16 protein-coding genes and 2 pseudogenes are annotated in these 16,472 nt (G+C 72.7%); 11 read left to right on the top strand and 7 right to left on the bottom strand.

Going from position 1 to position 16,472, the window contains the following annotated elements; all coding sequences use genetic code 11:
• Positions 1–125: 125 nt before the first annotated feature.
• Positions 126–1,763, bottom strand: a complete 1,638-nt coding sequence (locus AC0682_RS11465) for an acyl-CoA dehydrogenase family protein (RefSeq protein WP_478532415.1) — start codon at positions 1,761–1,763, stop codon at positions 126–128.
• A 74-nt stretch (positions 1,764–1,837) separates the two neighbouring features.
• Here AC0682_RS11465 and AC0682_RS11460 point away from each other — a divergent pair, with 74 nt between their 5' ends.
• Complete coding sequence (locus tag AC0682_RS11460; RefSeq protein WP_478532581.1) at positions 1,838–3,091, top strand: YihY/virulence factor BrkB family protein; 1,254 nt, start codon at positions 1,838–1,840, stop codon at positions 3,089–3,091.
• Positions 3,092–3,182: 91 nt separating this feature from the next.
• Here AC0682_RS11460 and AC0682_RS11455 read toward each other — a convergent pair whose 3' ends face one another.
• From AC0682_RS11455 to AC0682_RS11445, 3 genes and pseudogenes are all read right to left on the bottom strand, one after another.
• Positions 3,183–4,730, bottom strand: coding sequence for a 3-hydroxyacyl-CoA dehydrogenase (locus AC0682_RS11455; protein WP_478532413.1), 1,548 nt, complete (start codon positions 4,728–4,730; stop codon positions 3,183–3,185).
• An 83-nt stretch (positions 4,731–4,813) separates the two neighbouring features.
• Positions 4,814–5,005 (bottom strand): annotated as a pseudogene (locus tag AC0682_RS11450) (3-oxoadipate--succinyl-CoA transferase subunit B); the annotation flags it as partial.
• Positions 4,993–5,292, bottom strand: a pseudogene (locus AC0682_RS11445) (CoA-transferase); the annotation flags it as partial. The pseudogenes AC0682_RS11445 and AC0682_RS11450, both read right to left, overlap by 13 nt.
• Positions 5,293–5,475: 183 nt before the next feature.
• Between AC0682_RS11445 and AC0682_RS11440 the strand changes: the two are divergent.
• Complete coding sequence (locus AC0682_RS11440) at positions 5,476–6,381, top strand: LysR family transcriptional regulator (RefSeq protein WP_478532411.1); 906 nt, start codon at positions 5,476–5,478, stop codon at positions 6,379–6,381.
• A 122-nt stretch (positions 6,382–6,503) separates the two neighbouring features.
• The gene (locus AC0682_RS11435) at positions 6,504–7,724 is read left to right on the top strand and encodes an acetyl-CoA C-acetyltransferase (protein WP_478532409.1); all 1,221 of its coding nucleotides are present in this window, start codon (positions 6,504–6,506) and stop codon (positions 7,722–7,724) included.
• Positions 7,725–7,926: 202 nt separating this feature from the next.
• Here AC0682_RS11435 and AC0682_RS11430 read toward each other — a convergent pair whose 3' ends face one another.
• A complete protein-coding gene (locus AC0682_RS11430) occupies positions 7,927–8,856 on the bottom strand; it encodes a chaplin (protein WP_478532407.1) in 930 nt (309 codons plus the stop codon).
• A gap of 614 nt (positions 8,857–9,470) precedes the next feature.
• Between AC0682_RS11430 and AC0682_RS11425 the strand changes: the two genes are divergently transcribed.
• From AC0682_RS11425 to AC0682_RS11400, 6 genes are all read left to right on the top strand, one after another.
• Complete coding sequence (locus AC0682_RS11425) at positions 9,471–9,872, top strand: rodlin (RefSeq protein ID WP_254811432.1); 402 nt, start codon at positions 9,471–9,473, stop codon at positions 9,870–9,872.
• A 295-nt stretch (positions 9,873–10,167) separates the two neighbouring features.
• The gene (locus tag AC0682_RS11420; RefSeq protein ID WP_478532405.1) at positions 10,168–10,401 is read left to right on the top strand and encodes a chaplin; all 234 of its coding nucleotides are present in this window, start codon (positions 10,168–10,170) and stop codon (positions 10,399–10,401) included.
• 243 nt (positions 10,402–10,644) lie between these two features.
• Entirely contained in the window at positions 10,645–10,935 is a 291-nt protein-coding gene (locus AC0682_RS11415) for a hypothetical protein (protein WP_478532404.1), read from the top strand.
• A 79-nt stretch (positions 10,936–11,014) separates the two neighbouring features.
• Positions 11,015–11,425 carry a rodlin gene (locus tag AC0682_RS11410; RefSeq protein ID WP_478532403.1) on the top strand — a complete coding sequence of 137 codons (411 nt, stop codon included), beginning with the start codon at positions 11,015–11,017 and terminating at the stop codon, positions 11,423–11,425.
• Between the two features lie 137 nt (positions 11,426–11,562).
• On the top strand, positions 11,563–11,805 hold the full coding sequence (locus AC0682_RS11405; protein WP_478532401.1) for a hypothetical protein: 243 nt from the start codon (positions 11,563–11,565) through the stop codon (positions 11,803–11,805).
• A 135-nt stretch (positions 11,806–11,940) separates the two neighbouring features.
• Positions 11,941–12,348, top strand: coding sequence for a rodlin (locus AC0682_RS11400; RefSeq protein ID WP_478532400.1), 408 nt, complete (start codon positions 11,941–11,943; stop codon positions 12,346–12,348).
• 165 nt (positions 12,349–12,513) lie between these two features.
• Here AC0682_RS11400 and AC0682_RS11395 read toward each other — a convergent pair whose 3' ends face one another.
• Positions 12,514–13,014, bottom strand: coding sequence for a DUF5949 family protein (locus AC0682_RS11395; protein ID WP_478532398.1), 501 nt, complete (start codon positions 13,012–13,014; stop codon positions 12,514–12,516).
• 333 nt (positions 13,015–13,347) lie between these two features.
• Between AC0682_RS11395 and rsgA the strand changes: the two genes are divergently transcribed.
• Together rsgA and AC0682_RS11385 are read left to right on the top strand one after the other, a co-directional pair.
• Positions 13,348–14,526: a ribosome small subunit-dependent GTPase A gene (gene rsgA / locus AC0682_RS11390; protein ID WP_478532397.1), complete on the top strand. Its 1,179-nt coding sequence runs from the start codon at positions 13,348–13,350 to the stop codon at positions 14,524–14,526.
• A gap of 80 nt (positions 14,527–14,606) precedes the next feature.
• Entirely contained in the window at positions 14,607–16,064 is a 1,458-nt protein-coding gene (locus AC0682_RS11385) for a DNA-3-methyladenine glycosylase 2 family protein (protein WP_478532396.1), read from the top strand.
• On the opposite strand, the gene AC0682_RS11380 is transcribed toward AC0682_RS11385, so the two are convergent.
• Positions 15,989–16,468 (bottom strand): DUF456 domain-containing protein, encoded by a 480-nt coding sequence (locus tag AC0682_RS11380; RefSeq protein WP_478532395.1) that lies wholly within the window; start codon positions 16,466–16,468, stop codon positions 15,989–15,991. The genes AC0682_RS11385 and AC0682_RS11380 overlap by 76 nt on opposite strands.
• Between the last annotated feature and the right edge of the window lie 4 nt (positions 16,469–16,472).

Below are 16,472 nucleotides of genomic sequence, written 5' to 3'. Positions count from 1 at the left end.
AGAACGTACGAGAGTGGCGGCGTGCCGTACGCCGGGCCCGTGCCCGGCGAGCGGCGCGGTTCAAGCATGGAGGGTGGTGCCGTGTCGGCGCAGCACCACCCTCCGTCGCTTCCCCGGGTCGGCGCCTACTCCGCGACCGGCCGGCCCCGGGTCACCACCGAGGCCAGATCCAGACTGTGCGGCAGCGTCCCGAACGCCGTGCCCCAGTCCCCGCCCAACCGCGAAGCGCAGAACGCGTCGGAGACCTCCGGCGGCGCCCACCGCACCAGCAGCGACCCCTGGAGCACCAGAGCCATCCGCTCCACCAGCCGCCGCGCCCGCGCCTCGATCCCCTCCAGGTCCGCCAGCTCCGTCAGCAGGTCCTTGATCGCCGCGTCCAGCCGGTGATCGGCCCCGCGCGCCTTGCCGACCTCCCGCAGGAACGCGTCCAGCGCCCGCGGCTCCCGCTGGAGCGCCCGCAGCACGTCCAGCGCCTGGACGTTCCCCGAGCCCTCCCAGATCGAGTTGAGCGGCGCCTCGCGCAGCAGCCGGGGCATCCCCGACTCCTCCACGTACCCGTTGCCGCCCAGGCACTCCAGCGCCTCGCCCACGACCGGCGTGCACCGCTTGGTGACCCAGTACTTCGCGGCGGGCACCGCGAGCCGCAGGAAGGCTCGCTCCTCCTCGGTGTCCGTGTCGTACGCCGCCGCCAGCCGCATCGCCAGGACCGTCGCCGCCTCCGACTCCAGCGCCAGATCGGCCAGCACGTTGCGCATCAGCGGCTTGTCGATCAGCAGCCCGCCGAACGCGCGGCGGTAGGTGGCGTGGTGGATCGCCTGCGCCACCGCCTGCCGCATCAGTGCCGCCGAACCCACCACGCAGTCCAGCCGGGTGGCCGCCACCATCTCGATGATGGTGCGCACCCCGCGTCCCTCCTCACCGACCCGGCGGGCCCAGGTCGCGTCGAACTCGACCTCGCTGGACGCGTTCGACTTGTTGCCCAGCTTGTCCTTGAGCCGCTGGATCGCGAACGCGTTCCGCGTTCCGTCGGGCAGCACACGCGGCACGAGGAAGCAGCTCAGCCCGCCCGGCGCCTGCGCCAGCACCAGGAACCCGTCCGACATCGGCGCCGAACAGAACCACTTGTGCCCGGTGAGCAGGTACTCGCCCTCCCCGGCGACGGGCTCCGCCCGGGTGGTGTTGGACCGTACGTCGGTGCCGCCCTGCTTCTCCGTCATGCCCATCCCGAAGAGCACCCCGGCCTTCTCGTGGGCCGGCCGCAGCCCCTCCTCGTAGACGTACGAGGTCAGCCGGGGCTCCCACTCGGCCGCCAGCACCCGGTCGGTCCGCAGCGCGGGCACCGCCGCGTGCGTCATCGAGAGCGGGCAGCCGTGCCCGGCCTCGGCCTGCGTCCAGACCAGGAACCCGGCCGCCCGCCGGACATGACCGGCCGGACGGCCCCAGGCGTCGGTCAGCCCGGCGGCGACCGCGTGCCCCAGGAGCCGGTGCCAGGCCGGATGGAACTCCACTTCGTCGATCCGGTTCCCATAGCGGTCATGGGTGCGCAGAACGGGCGGATGTCCGTTCGCCTGCGCACCCCACTCCTGGGCCTGCACGGAGCCCGCGGACCGCCCGAGCACCCCGAGTTCCTCCCGTGCCACGGGCAGGACGCCCGGCTCGATGTGCCGATCGACGGCCTCGGAGAGGGCCCGGTCGGCGGCGAAGACGTCGTAGCCGACCAGCGGCGGAACCTGATTGGTCACTGTGTGGGTGGTGGCTGCCATGCCGATACGGTAAGGAGGTGCAGGCAGCAAAGGAAACACCCGAGCGGCAACCGGGCCGGCTCCACCGGGCCCGAGTGCTCTACCGCAACGTCTCGAAGCGGCGCATGGCGTGGCAGTTGCTCAAGGACACCGTCAACTCGTGCATCGAGTACCGGATCCTCGGGCTGGCGGCCGAGGCGGCCTTCTTCACCCTGCTGTCCCTGCCCCCGCTGCTGCTCGGTCTGATCGGGCTGCTCGGTTACGTCGACGAGTGGACGGCCACGGAGACGGTCGCCTCCATCGAGCGCAACATCCTCTCCGCCTCCCAGACCGTGCTCTCCGAGCGCGGCGTCAACGACTTCGCCAAACCGCTGCTGGCCGACGTCACCACCGGCACCCGACCCGACATCATCTCCATCGGCTTCGCCATCGCCCTGTGGTCCGGCTCCCGCGCGGTGAACGTCTTCATCGACACCATCACCGTCATGTACGGCCTCGACGGCCACCGCGGCATCGTCAAGACCCGGCTGCTCGCCTTCCTGCTGTACGTCGTCGCCCTGCTGCTGGGCGCGGTGGTGCTGCCGCTCCTCGTCGTCGGTCCGGACCGGGTGGTCGAGTGGGTGCCGTGGGGCACCGAGGTCGTCGCCGTCCTCTACTGGCCGGTGGTGATACTGCTGACGATCGCGTTCCTCACGACGCTCTACCACGTCTCCGTTCCCGTCCGCTCGCCCTGGATCGAGGACGTGCCGGGGGCGCTCGTGGCGCTCGGGATGTGGGTGCTCGGCAGCTTCCTGCTCCGGATCTACCTCACCAACACGGTCGAAGGCCCCACGATCTACGGCTCCTTGGCGGCACCGATCGCCGTCCTGCTCTGGATCGGTATCTCCGCTTTCGCCGTACTTGTCGGCGCGGCGGTCAACGCGGCCATCGACCGGGTGTGGCCCTCGCTCGCCACCGCCGCCGCCCGCGAGGCCACCGAGCGCGTCCGGGCCGCCCAGGCCGCCGAGTTCGTCGCCCGTACCCGCCCGTCCGCCCCCGTCGGGGCTGACGACGAGGACGACGAGGAGGAGGACGGTCCGGCGTACATGCCCTCGGAGTTCCCGGAACGCTGGTCGCGCTTCCTGCCACCGGACGACGTCAAGTCCCGGCTGCAGTCGACCTGGGAGTGGGAGAAGGAACCCAAGGAACCCAGGGAAGCGAAGGAGCCGAAGGAGCCGAAGGAGGGCAAGGAGGGCAAGGGCGGCAGGGAGAACGGCAAGCAGGCCGAGCGCGCCGAGCACACCGAGCGTGGAGAACCGGCCGAGGACACCGAGCCCCCCCGCGACAACTGCGGGCGCCCGCCGCTCTGACCCCGCGTCGGCGTGGGGCATGCCCGAGGAACGCCCCCGCGCCACCAGGAACGGCCCTCCAGCCGTCCCGGCACCGTCGTCCGGACCGGGGTCACCCCCAGCAGGCGCCCACCGCGGTCCCCGGGTCGGTCAGCGCCAGCCCCAGGTCCGCCCGCTCGGTCACCCAGCGTGTCGGCCGGTGGCGCGGGTCGCCCGTCGTCGCGTGCAGGGCCCGCTGGAGCTCCAGCAGTCGGGGAGCCCCGATCCGCTCGCCCCACGCCAGCGGTCCCGCCGGATAGCCGAGCCCGGTCGTCACCGCGAGATCGATGTCGGCGGGGGTCGCGAGCGACCGCTCCGCGATCGAGGCGCCCACCGCCACGATCGACGACAGCAGCCGCTGCGCGACCGAGCCCGCCGTGTCCCGCACCACCGTCACGGCGTGCGGTTCGCCGCCCGCCGCACGCGCCAGCACCGCCCGCGCGTCCCGGGCCGCCGACGGATCGGTGGCGGCCGTCACCGCGAGCACCCGCCGCCGCCCGGCCGCGGGCAGTACCTCCACGCCCAGGGTCCGCCCCGGCGGCAGCCCGCCGGACCGGACCGCCCCGGACACCGTCGTCCCCCAGACCGGCACCAGCACCAGAGCCTCGGCGGACGGCCCCCCGCCCCGCTCGACCCGGACCCCCGCCGCCTCCAGGGCACCGGCGAGGGCGTCCACGTACGGAGCCGTCTCCGCCGATCCGCTCGGGGCCAGGAACACCGGCCGCTCCCCGTCCCCGGTCACCGCCGGTTCCGGAGCGGGCCCCTCGGCTCCTTCCCCGTACGCGTACCACCCCTGCCCGGTCTTGCGGCCGTGCAGCCCGGCCACCACCCGGTTCGGTGTGAGGTACGAGGGGCGGAGCCGGTCCTCGTACCGGAAGCCCTGCCAGATCGAGTCGATCACCGCGGCCGTGACATCCAGCCCGGTCAGGTCCATCAGCTCGAACGGGCCCATCCGCAGCCCCAGCACGTCCCGCGCGATCCGGTCGATGCCGGCGGGGTCCGCCACCGACTCCTCCACCAGCGCCAGCGCCTCCGTCACCAGACCGCGCCCCGCGTGGTTGACCAGGAAGCCGGGAGTGTCGGCCACGGTCACCGCCCGGTGCCCGCACCCCTCCACCAGCTCGGTCAGCGCGGCCGGGATCTCCGGGCGGGTGGCCGCGCCCGGCACCACCTCCACGACCCGCATCAGCGGCACCGGGTTGAAGAAGTGCAGCCCGGCCAGGCGCGAAGGGTCCTGGAGGGTCGCCGCGATCCGGGTCACCGACAGGGAGGAGGTGTTGGTCGCGAAGACGGCGGAGGGGGGCAGCGCCCGTTCCAACTTCCCGAACACCTCGGCCTTGGTCTCCAGATCCTCCCGCACGGCCTCGACGACCAGCTCCACGTCCGGCCCGGCCGCCCAGGGGTCGGCCAGCGGCACCAGCCGCGCCAGGGACGCGTCCCGGTCGGCCGCGGACATCCGGCCCTTGGCCACCGCCCGCTCCAGCATCGAGGCGACGAACCCCACGGCCTCCTCCACCGCTTCGGCCCGTACGTCCCCCAGCTCCACGGTGTGTCCCGCGCTGGCCGCCCACTGGGCGATGCCGCGGCCCATGGCCCCGGCTCCGACGATCCTGATACGCATGGCAGTTGGGGCCCTTTCGGCGGAAGTGAACAGGGAAGTGGACAGGGAAAGCGGACAGCGGGAAGGGGAGGGGACGACAGGGGTCAGCGGAGGTAGACGCGGTGCGGGTCGACATCGTCGCGCAGCAGCCGCAGCTCCGCATCCGGCGGCGGGTCCACCGTCGGATGCGTGCCGTCCGCCTTCAGCTCCCGGCCGGTCGCGGCCCGCACCTGCTCGACGCTCACTCCGGGGTGCACGGCGACCAGCCGCGGTTGGTCACCGACGCCGTCCCGGGCTGTGCGCGGCGCGGGCGGACGGCCACCGCGTCGGCCGCGTGGGCCGGGACGACCGCGCGGTTCGGGTCCGCGCGGACCACCTCGTCCGCCACCGGCTCCTCCACCCCCACGACCGCCTTCTCCGCCGCGTGGACCGCCTCGGCCTGAACGCCCGTGAGACCCCCGATCCGGGTGTTCCCCCGGCGGTCGGCGCGCTGGGCGCGGATGATCGTCACGTCCGGGTGGACGGGCGGTCCGGCGTAGATCTCCTCGGCGGTCCCGTCGGCGGCCGGGTAGGGCGAAGTGACGGCGACGGCCTCCCTCATCGACATGACCTTGTCGGCCGTCCGGTCCACGGTTCTCCTCACCGCCCGCAAACGCCATCGTCGGCATACGCCGACCCCACGGTCTCAGCCCCATTGATGGGTGTCCAATACCGAATTAAGGTCGGATCAAGACGCAGGGCATATCAATGACGCGAGGGGGTCCTCATGGAACTGCGCCACCTGAACGCCTTCCTCGCCGTGGCCGAGGAACTGCACTTCGGCCGGGCCGCCAAACGGCTCCAGATGGCCCAGCCGCCCCTGAGCCAGCAGATCCGCCAGCTGGAACGGGAACTCGGCGTCCAGCTCTTCCACCGCAACACCCGCTCGGTCCGGCTCACCAGCGCGGGGGAGTCCTTCCTCGACCCCGTACGGGCCGTCCTGGACGACCTCGACACCGCCGTACGAGCGGCCAGATCGGCGGGGAAGGGGGAGTACGGCCGGGTCACCATCGGCTTCGCCGGGGCCTCCAGCCACGAGACGCTGCCCCGGCTCACCCGGGCCGTGCGCGCCGCCCACCCCGGACTCGAACTCGTCATGACCGGCCAGACGTACGCCAACACCGCGCTCTCCCGGGTCGCGGACGGCTCCCTCGACCTCGGCTTCGTCCGGCTGCCGGTGACCCGGCCCGGCGTCGCCCACCGGGTGATCGACCAGGAGGAGCTGATCTGTGCCCTGCCCTCCGACCACCCGCTCGCCCGCCGCGTCTCCGTACCGCTGGACGTCCTCGCGGGGGAGCCGTTCGTCTCCTTCCCCGCCAACTCCGGCTCCACCGTCCGCGACGCCATGACCGAGGCCTGCGAGAGCGCCGGGTTCACTCCGCGCGTGGTCCAGGAGGCCCCCGACTCGTACACGATCCTCGCCCTCGTCGCCGCCGGGGTCGGTGTCACCCTCACGGTCACCTCCGTCCAGCACATTCAGCAGAACGGCCTGGTCTACCGCCCGGTCGCCGGTCCGCCCATCCGCCTGAGCGCCGCCCTCGCCTGGCGCCCCGACAACCCCTCCGCAGCCCTGCGCGCGGTCCTCGCCGTGGCCGGGGAAGCCCTGCCGACCCCCGCGCGTCCCCGCGATTGAGACGGGCGGCATCTCAATACCGTACGCATTCGATATTGGACCGACTCAGTGACGTAGTGCGAAGGTCATTCCGCCGCAATGCGCCCATGCCACCCGCCCGCCGCCCCGAGGAAGGCCCCGCCGTGCCGCTCGAAGTCGTCATCTGCGAACCGCTGCGCACCCCCATCGGCCGCTTCGGCGGAGTGTTCGCGCAGCAGGCCCCCGCCTCGCTCGCCGCACACGTCATCGCCCAGGTCGTCGCGCGTACGGGCATCGACCCCGACCGGGTCGACGAGGTCATCCTCGGCCACGCCTACCCCTCCGGCGAGGCCCCCGCCATCGGCCGGGTCGCAGCGCTGGACGCGGGACTCCCCACCACGGTCACCGGCACCCAGATCGACCGTCGCTGCGGCTCCGGGCTCCAGGCGGTCCTGGACGCGGCCATGCAGATCCGGGCCGGGTTCAGCGAGGTCGTGATCGCCGGCGGCGTCGACGTCATGAGCGCCGCGCCCTACTACACCCACGACGGGCGCTGGGGCATCAAGGGCCCGGGCCTCCAGCTCCACGACTCGCTCGCCCGCGCCCGGGTCACGGCGGGCGGCCGCCACCACCCCGTCCCCGGCGGCATGATCGAGACGGCGGAGAACCTGCGCCGGGAGTACGGGATCAGCCGCGCCGACCAGGACGCCCTGGCCCTGCGCTCGCAGCGGCGGGCGGCCACCGCCACCGCCGAGGGCCGGTACGCGGCGGAGACCGTCCCCGTCACCGTACGCACCCGCAAGGGCGAGACCACCGTCACCGCCGACGAACACCCCCGCCCCGACACCACCGCCGAGCAACTCGCCGCCCTCCGCCCGGTGATGGCGAAGACCGACCCGGAGGCCACCGTCACGGCCGGCAACGCCAGCGGCCAGAACGACGCGGCCGCCGCCTGCCTGGTCACCAGCGCCGGGACGGCCGAACGCCTCGGCCTCACTCCGCTCGTCCGCCTCGTCTCCTGCGCCCGTGCCGGGGTCCCCGCCGCCACCATGGGCATCGCCCCCGTCGCCGCCACCCGCACGGCGCTCGACCGGGCCGGCCTCGCCCTCACCGACCTGGACCTGATCGAGCTGAACGAGGCGTTCGCCGCCCAGGTCCTCGCCTGCACGCGGGAGTTGGGCCTCGGGGAGAAGGACCACGAGCAGCGGATCAACGTCAACGGATCGGGCATCTCGCTCGGCCACCCGGTCGGCGCCACCGGAGCCCGCATCCTCGCCACGCTCACCCGCGAACTCCAACGCCGCGAGGGCCGCTACGGTCTGGAGACGATGTGCATCGGCGGCGGCCAGGCCCTCGCCGCGGTCTTCGAGCGGATCAGGTCCTAGGCTCTTCGTCGAACTTCCTTCGCCGTACAGCCCTTAGGGGGCGGCGTCCCGCCGATCGCCCCCGGCCCGCGTGCCCTGTCCCCACCCCCCGCCCGGAGTTCCCTGAGGTCCCGGGCGGTCCTGGACGCTCCCGGGCGTGCGAAAGGTCCGGCCGGACAGTCCCCGCTGTCCGGCCGGACCTCGTTTCTGCGGCGGTCGGGTATCAGTCCCGCGCGTCACGGGTGCGGCGCATCAGCACCGTCCCGCCGAGCAGCAGTGCGGCGCTGGCGCCTGCTGCCAGGCCGAGACCGGCCGCACCGGTGTCGGCCAGACCCGGGGTCTCGGAGCCGGGGGTGTGCGTACCCGGGGTGTTGGGCCCAGGGGTCTCCGACCCGGGGGTGTCGGTCGGCGGCTGCTCGGCCGGCGGCTCGTCCACCGGGGGCTGCTCGGTGGGCGGCTGCTCGGTCGGGGGCTGCTCGGTGGGCGGCTGCTCGGTCGGGGGCTCCTCGTTCGGGGGCTCCTCGGTGGGCGGCTCCTCGGTCGGGGGCTCCTCGGTCGGGGGTTCCTCGGTGGGCGGCTCCTCGGTGGGCGGCTCCTCGGTGGGGGGCTCCTCGGTCGGGGGTTCCTCGGTGGGCGGCTCCTCGACCGGAGGCTCTTCGACCGGAGGCTCGGTCGGCGGGTGCTCGTCCTTCGGGCCGCTGACGTTCTCGCACTTGTTGCCGAAGACCGGGTTGAGTGCACCGACGACATTCACGGTGTTGCCGCACACGTTCACCGGGACGTGGACCGGGGCCTGCACCAGGTTGCCGGAGAGCACTCCGGGGGAGCCGACCGCCGCACCCTCGGCGCTGGAACCGCCCGTGCGGTTCTGGCCGCCGCCGTGTCCGTAGTCGTCGTCCTGGCCGCTGGAACTCACGTTCGCGCAGGAGTTGCCGAACGCGGGGTTCAACAGGGCGATCACATTGACGGTGTTGCCGCACGCGTTGACCGGGACGTGCACCGGAACCTGTACGGCATTGCCCGAACCGACCCCCGGCGAGCCGACGGCAGCGCCCTCGGCCGACGCGTCGGCGTGGGCGGCGCCGCCGGTCGCGGCCAGGAGGCCCGACGCGGCCGCCATGACGATCATGCTCTTGTTCAAGGCCTGTCGCATTACTTGCCCTTCCTTAGGACATTCGCGAGGACATTCGCGTGGGTGCTTCGCGCGCGGAGCCGTCGGGCGGTGCCGCTGCTGTGGCCGACGCCCGGATCACCGCGGGAAGCCATGGTGAAAGCCGTTACACATGCGCGCTGGACGATTGCCCTAACGATCGAAGGACGTGCGGGAAACTCGGAGGGGCGTGCAAATTGTGTCATCACCCGAACGGGTGGATTGGGTGCGCACCGCCTGTGCCTCCCCGCTGCTGGAGGAAAACGATTCATCTCCAACTTTCCTTTGCACGCGAGGTGTTGACCTCTTCCGGAACGCCGCCGCGAAGGCTGCGCGGAGGGAGCCGCTCCGGACCCCTTCAACCCGTTCGGGCGAGCACCCTCGACGACGTGTCCGCAATTCCTTCACGAACAGATGGTCGTCCGAACAGAGGGGCGGCTAGGGGGCGTTATGGGTGCGGGCGGGCGCGGGCGCGGGCGCGGGCGCGGACCGGCCCGCGCTCCGGCGCTCCGCGCCCTCCGTGCCCGGCATTCGGGTGAATGCACGGAACCAAGCGCCCGACGCCGAGTTGATCAGGAGGCCCCGCCACGGGGCGACCGGTACGAGAAGGGTTAATCGTGATCAAGAAGGTTCTGGCTACGGGCGCCGTCGCCGCCTCCATCCTCGGGCTCGGCTCGACGCAGGCCATGGCGATCGCCAACGACGGCGGCACCACGACGGTCAACGGCAACGGCGCTTCGCAGTCGTACGGGAACTCCGAGACCCACGGCGACTGGAGCCCGCAGTTCGCGCTGATCCAGGGCTCGCTCAACAAGCCCTGCATCGCGCTGCCCGCCAAGGCCAACCTCGGTTCGCTGGTCGGCCTGGTGCCGATCACGGTCCAGGACATCAACGTCCTGTCCTCGCCGCAGAACCAGCAGTGCACCGAGAACTCCACCCAGGCCAAGGGCGACGAGGCGCTGTCGCACATCCTCAACGACATCCCGATCCTCTCCGGTAACGGCACCGGCAACGGCTGATCGGCGGCCGCCCTGCTCGGGCCCGGGCCGTCGGCGTTCCTCCACCGAACGGCCCGGGCCCTCGTCTGCCCGTGGACGCGGTCACCGGTCCGCCGCCCGCGTCCACCGCTGTGAAAACCGCCGCGCGTTGCGGCATTCGGGCGGATATCCGGGAATCCGCTCGTCCGACAGTTTCGATCCCGGACGTTCATCGTTACGTAGGACAGCGCCGGAGTCCCGAGCGATCAGGACCTGGCTCGGGCGGACACGACCGTCGTGACCGCACCGGACTCCGCCGAGGAAAGGGACAAGAAAAGTGAAGTACACCAAGGTTGCCGCCGTCGCCGCCGGAACGCTCATGGCGATGGGCGTCGCCGCGCCGGCCATGGCCGACTCGGGCGCCGAGGCCATCGCCGCGGGCTCCCCGGGCGTGCTGTCCGGCAACATCGTGCAGGTCCCGGTGCACATCCCGATCAACCTCTGCGGCAACACCGTCAACGTGATCGGCCTGCTGAACCCGGCCTTCGGCAACACCTGCATCAACCAGTAGGCAGGTGGCCGGCCGGGCTCGCGCCCGGAATCGGTCGGCCCCGGACGGCGACGCCCGTCCGGGGCCTCCGCTTTGTCCGCCGGGCCGTTTCGTCGATGGCCGAGAAATTCCCGCGGGCGCAGTTTCCCGTCCGCGGCCTGATCGTTAACCCAGAGGAAAGCGGCAGAAGTCACAGGCAAAGAAGGCTTGTGTGCGGCACGGAAACGTGACCGAGGCCGACGCCGCGTAGAAGGGAACCAGAAAGTGAAGTACGCGAAGACCGCCGCCTTTGTCGTCGGTTCCGTGGCCGCCCTCGGAACGGCCGCTCCCGCCTTCGCGGCCACGACCCCCACGGCCCCCAACTTCAGCCTCGACAGTGGCCTCAACCAGGTGATGGCCAGCGCCCCGCAGGTCGTCGACCCCCTGGTGGACACGGTGGCCGAGACCGCCGAGACGGTCTCCAAGGACGGCACGGTGGGCAAGCTGGCGGGTCAGGCGACCGGTGCGGCCGAGGGCGCCGCCCCGCTGCTCGGCGGCATTCCCCTCGGGCGCTGACCGCCGCGGCACGAGCCGTTCCGCCGGTCCCTTCACCGCTCCGCATCCGTATCCGCACCACTCCCCGGAAGGGTCTCCCATGCTGAAGAAGATCATGGCCTCCGCGGCCGTCGCCGCCTCGGTCGTCGGCGTCTCCGCCGCCACCGCCCCCGCCGCCATGGCGATCGCCAACGACGGCGGCACCACGACCGTCAACGGCAACGGCGCCTCGCAGTCGTACGGCAACTCCGCCACCTACGGCGACTGGTCCCCGCAGTTCGCGCTGATCCAGGGCTCGCTCAACAAGCCCTGCATCGCGCTGCCGCTCAAGGGGAACCTCGGCTCCCTCGTCGGCGTCGTGCCGATCTCGGTCCAGGACATCAACGTCCTGTCGTCGCCGCAGAACCAGCAGTGCACCGAGAACTCGACCCAGACGAAGGGCGACGAGGCGCTGTCGCACCTCCTGAGCGACATCCCGATCCTCTCGGGCAACGGCGTCGGCAACAACTGAGTTCCGGCAGTACGTGGGGGCCGGTCCGTGCGGGCCGGCCCTTCGCCGTGTCCCGGTGCCTTCCGCCGGGGTATCCGGTTGGGCCGGATGCCGTAGCCCCGGCTGACGGGCGGCGCCCGGCCGGGTAGGGCCTCGGCATGGATCCGTACGACAGTCAGACCTCGCAGAACAGAGAGCCGCGGCCCGCACCCGGCGGCGGCACCCCGATCTACGACCGGCTCGTCGCCGAGTGGCGGGCGGCCGGGCGCGAACACCCGCTGCCCGAACCGTCGCCGTCCGAACCCTCCCAGCCCGAACGCCCGCACCAGGAACCCGGCCCCCGCGGCCCCGGCACCTTCGTACCGGCGGCACGCGCGCCGGAGGAGCCCCTCGGGGGCTGAACCCGTGGGGGAACTGGGCAGTGGCGTCGACCTTGCGCCGGAACGAACCCATTTGAGTGGTGCTGCGCAACCGATCGGGCCCGAGGGCAGTTGATCAGTACGTTCCACAACGGGACGCTCCGAAAGGTGAAGTTGATGAAGAAGATGATGGCCGGCGCCGCAGTGGCCGTGTCCCTGCTCGGCCTGTCCGCGGTCGCGGCTCCCACGGCCATGGCGATCGGCAACGACGGTGGCACCACCACCGTCAACGGCAACGGTGCCGAGTCGGAGATCGGCAACGCCACCACCAAGGGTGACTGGAGCCCGCAGAACCAGCTCGTCCAGGGCACCCTGAACAAGCTCTGCGTCGGCCTGCCCGCCAAGGTCAACGTCGGCTCGCTCGTCGGCCTGGTGCCGATCACGGTCCAGGACATCAACGTCCTGTCCAACCCGCAGAACCAGCAGTGCACCGACAACTCGACCCAGGCCAAGGGCGACGAGCCGCTGTCGCACATCCTGGACGACATCCCGGTCCTCTCGGGCAACGGCGTCGGCAACAACTGACGCGTCACGGCTTGACACGCATCGAGCGCGGGCGGCCCGGGGTCCTCTCCCCGGGCCGCCCGCCCGCGTTGTGGCGCCGGTGTGCGGCACATGGCGATGCCCACCACTCCACGGGGGTGGTGGGCATCGCCATGCCCCGGTGACCGGGGGAGGGAAGTGGGCTGGTCAGCCGAGGGAGCGGACCGGAAGCAGGCAGTGGGCGGCGGTACGGACGACCTCCTCGTTCGCCGCGAACGCCCGCAACTGGTCCTCGCTGACCGGCTGCCCCGGAACGGCCTCCGGCCACGGGGCGGTGGCGAACATCCCGTACACCTGACCCTGTCCCAGAGCGGCCGCCAGCCACTCCTGGGGGGCGGGGTACTGCGCCTTGAGGTGGGGCATCGTCAGCACCGCCTGGCCCGCCTGGACGAGGAGTTTCGCCTGGATGCCGGGGGCCTCGGCCGCGTCCTGGATCGGGCCGCCGACCTGGAGGCCCGCCCGCTCCAGCGCGATCCTCAGCGCCTCGCGGCCGGCCTCCGGGCCGTCCTGCCCGTCCCCCAGGGAGTAGGAGAGCAGATAGGCGGTGTCCTGGTCGGCGTCGGGCTGCCGACTGCTCCAGCCGATCAGGATCTGGGTGCCCAACTGGGCAGGGGAGAAGGTGCCGGTGGAGGTCTGAGGTGTCGTCATGACCGGCACCCTAATGGCCCCGGACCGGTCGTTATGCACGCGTATCACCCGAACGAGGGAGATGAGGGGGATCGGGACGGGAGCCGGAAATCCCGTTGACGCCGCCGGGAGGGGCGGGGCTAAGGTGAGCCGCGTCGACATTCGGCGAACCGTTCGAGGGACCAGGAGGTGAGGACATTGATGACTGTCGTTGCGATGGGCACTGCCCACAACCAGGAGAGCATCGTCCCCACCCCTGTGGCCACCGGCTGACCCTCTTCACGTACGCCACGTACGTCACTTCCCTTCCGCGCCGAGAGCGCGGTGCCGGGGCCACCCTGTGAAGGGTTTCCCTTGTCTTTCTCGTTCCTTCCGGCTCCGTCCTCCTCTCTGCCGGTTCCGTCCTCTTCGCACCCGCTGTCTCCGTACGGCTGGGACGACGGCTGGGCGGCCGCCTTCTCCCCCTACGCCGACCAGGGCCTCGTCCCGGGGCGGGTGCTGCGCGTCGACCGCGGCCGCTGCGATGTGATCACCCCCGACGGCCCGGTCCGGGCCGACACCGCGTTCGTGGTGCCGCGCGACCCGATGCGGATCGTCTGCACCGGCGACTGGGCGGCGATCGACGCGGACGGCGACCCGCGGTTCGTCCGTACGCTGCTGCCGCGCCGTACCGCCTTCGTCCGCTCGACCTCGTCCGAGCGGTCCGAGGGGCAGGTGCTCGCCACCAACATCGACCACATCGCCATCTGCGTCTCGCTCGCCGTCGAGCTGGACCTCGGGCGGATCGAGCGCTTCCTCGCCCTGGCCCTGTCCAGCTCCGACGGGGCCGCCCTGCTGGCCGACGGCCACGGCGCCGGGGCCCACCGGCCGGAGCCGGTCGTGCTGCTCACCAAGGCCGACCTGGTGCCCGACGCGGTCACCCTGTCCCACCTCGTCCAGGACGTCGAGGCCGTCGCGCCCGGTGTCCAGGTGCTGCCCGTCAGCTCCACCACCGGGGAAGGGCTCGATGTGTTCGGCGAGCTCGTCTCCGGCGGTACGAGCGTGCTGCTCGGCATCTCCGGGGCGGGCAAGTCCACCCTCGCCAACACCCTGCTCGGCCGGGACGTGATGGAGGTGCGGGCCGCCCGGGAGGTCGACGGCAAGGGCCGGCACACCACCACGACCCGCAACCTGCTCGTCATGCCGCAGGGGGGCGTCCTCATCGACACCCCCGGGCTGCGCGGGGTCGGCCTCTACGACGCCGGTACCGGGGTCGGCGAGCTGTTCTCGGAGATCGAGGAGCTGGCGGCCCGCTGCCGGTTCCACGACTGCGCCCACCGCAGCGAGCCCGGGTGCGCCGTGCTCGGCGCGCTGGAGGACGGTTCGCTGCCCGACCGGCGGCTGGAGAGCTACCGCAAACTGCTGCGCGAGAACCAGCGGATCGTCGCGAAGACGGACGCCCGGGTGCGCTCGGAGCTCCTCAAGGACTGGAAGCGCAAGGGTGCCGCGGGACGTGCGGCCGGGCAGGCGAAACGCGGCGGGCGCATGCGGTAGCGGGGCCCCGGGGGCCGTCCTGCTCCACGTCCGAAAACCGCGAGTGCGGCAGCGGCGGCTGCCGCACACTGGAGGGTGTGATGGACGATCAAAGCAGGTACGAGGCGGTGAGCAGCCGCGACGCACGGTTCGACGGGGCCTTCTTCTTCGCCGTCGTGACCACGGGCATCTACTGCCGGCCGAGCTGCCCCGCCGTCACCCCCCGACGCGCCAACGTGCGCTTCTACCCGACGGCGGCGGCCGCTCAGGCGGGCGGCTTCCGGGCCTGCCGCCGGTGCCGCCCCGACGCCGTGCCCGGCTCGGCCGAGTGGAACGTCCGCGCCGACGTCGTCGGCCGGGCCATGCGGCTCATCGGTGACGGCGTGGTCGACCGGGAAGGCGTCCCCGGGCTGGCCGGACGGCTCGGCTACAGCGCCCGGCAGGTCCAGCGCCAGCTCAACGCCGAGCTGGGCGCCGGACCCGTCGCGCTCGCCCGCGCCCAGCGCGCCCACACCGCCCGGGTGCTCCTCCAGACCACCGACCTGCCGGTCACCCAGATCGCCTTCGCGGCCGGGTTCGCCAGTGTGCGGCAGTTCAACGACACCATCCGCCGCATCTACGCCCGCACCCCCAGCGCCCTGCGCGCGGAGGCCGGGACGGGTCTCGGCGGCGGCCGGGCCACGGGGCTGCGCGCCGGGGTCCCGCTGCGGCTCGCCCATCGGGGCCCGTACGCCGCCGGTGCCGTCTTCGACCTGTTGGGGGAGGGGGCCGTGGCCCGGGTCGAGGAGCTGACCGGCCCGCCGGGGCGCCGCACCTACCGGCGTACGCTGCGGCTGCCCTACGGCACCGGGATCGTCGCCGTCGACGAGGCGTCCCCCGGACCGTGGCTGGACGCCCGCATCCACCTCACCGATCTGCGCGACCTGACCACCGCCGTACAGCGGCTGCGGCGCCTCTTCGACCTCGACGCCGATCCGTACGCCGTCGACGAGGCCCTGGCCGCCGACCCCCGGCTCGCCCCGCTGGTCGCCGCCCGCCCCGGGGTGCGCTCGCCGGGGGCGGCGGACCCGGAGGAGGAGGCCGTACGGGCGCTGGTGGGGCGGGAGCGGGCCGAGGCGCTGGTCGAGCGGTACGGGAAGGTGCTCGACGTGCCGTGCGGCGAACTCACGCATGTGTTCCCCGAGCCGGGCGTGCTGGCCGGTGCCGTCCCCGACCCCGCCCTGGAGCCCCTGGCCGCCGCCCTCGCCGACGGGCAGCTGCGGCTGGACGCCGGGGCCGACCGGGCGGAGGCGGAACGGGTGCTGGCCACCCTGCCCGGGGTGGACCGGCAGACCGCCGCGCTGATCCGGATGCGGGCGCTCGGGGACCCGGACGTGGATCCGTACGGGACGCCGGGGGCCGAGCGGTGGCGGCCGTGGCGCTCGTACGCCGTACGTCATCGGGAGACCGCCGTACGGGAGGCGGGTCCGCGCGCCGGGCACGGTCACCACCAGAGCAGCGAGCCCAGCCAGGCCCCCGCCACCAGCAGGCAGGCGAACAGCTCCACCAGTGTCGCGTAGCCCGTCGCCCGCATCACCGAGCGCACGGACGTCCACCCCGCCCCGCGCCCGCCCAGCCGCAGCCGCTCCACCCCGTAGATCGCCCCCACGAACCCGGCGATCCCGCCCACCACGGGCAGCACGAAGAACCCCACGATCCCCGCGACCCCGCCGATCATCACCGTCCGGCGGGGTGCGCCCGACTCACCGGGGCGGCGCGGCAGCAGCGGCTTGAGGGCCTGGTTCAACAGCATCAGGGCCGTTGAGCCGATCAGGACACCCCAGGCCGTCGGGGTCATGTCCGTGAGCGCCCACCACAGCACCGCGGCCCAGACGATCGCCTGGCCCGGCACGCCCGGCAGCAGGACCCCCACCAGCCCCAGCAGCATGACCAGGCCCACGGCGACGAGCTGCCACACACTCATCGGA

Source organism: Streptomyces sp. NPDC043746 (assembly GCF_056436485.1).
This window is presented reverse-complemented; position numbering and strand designations above follow the sequence as displayed.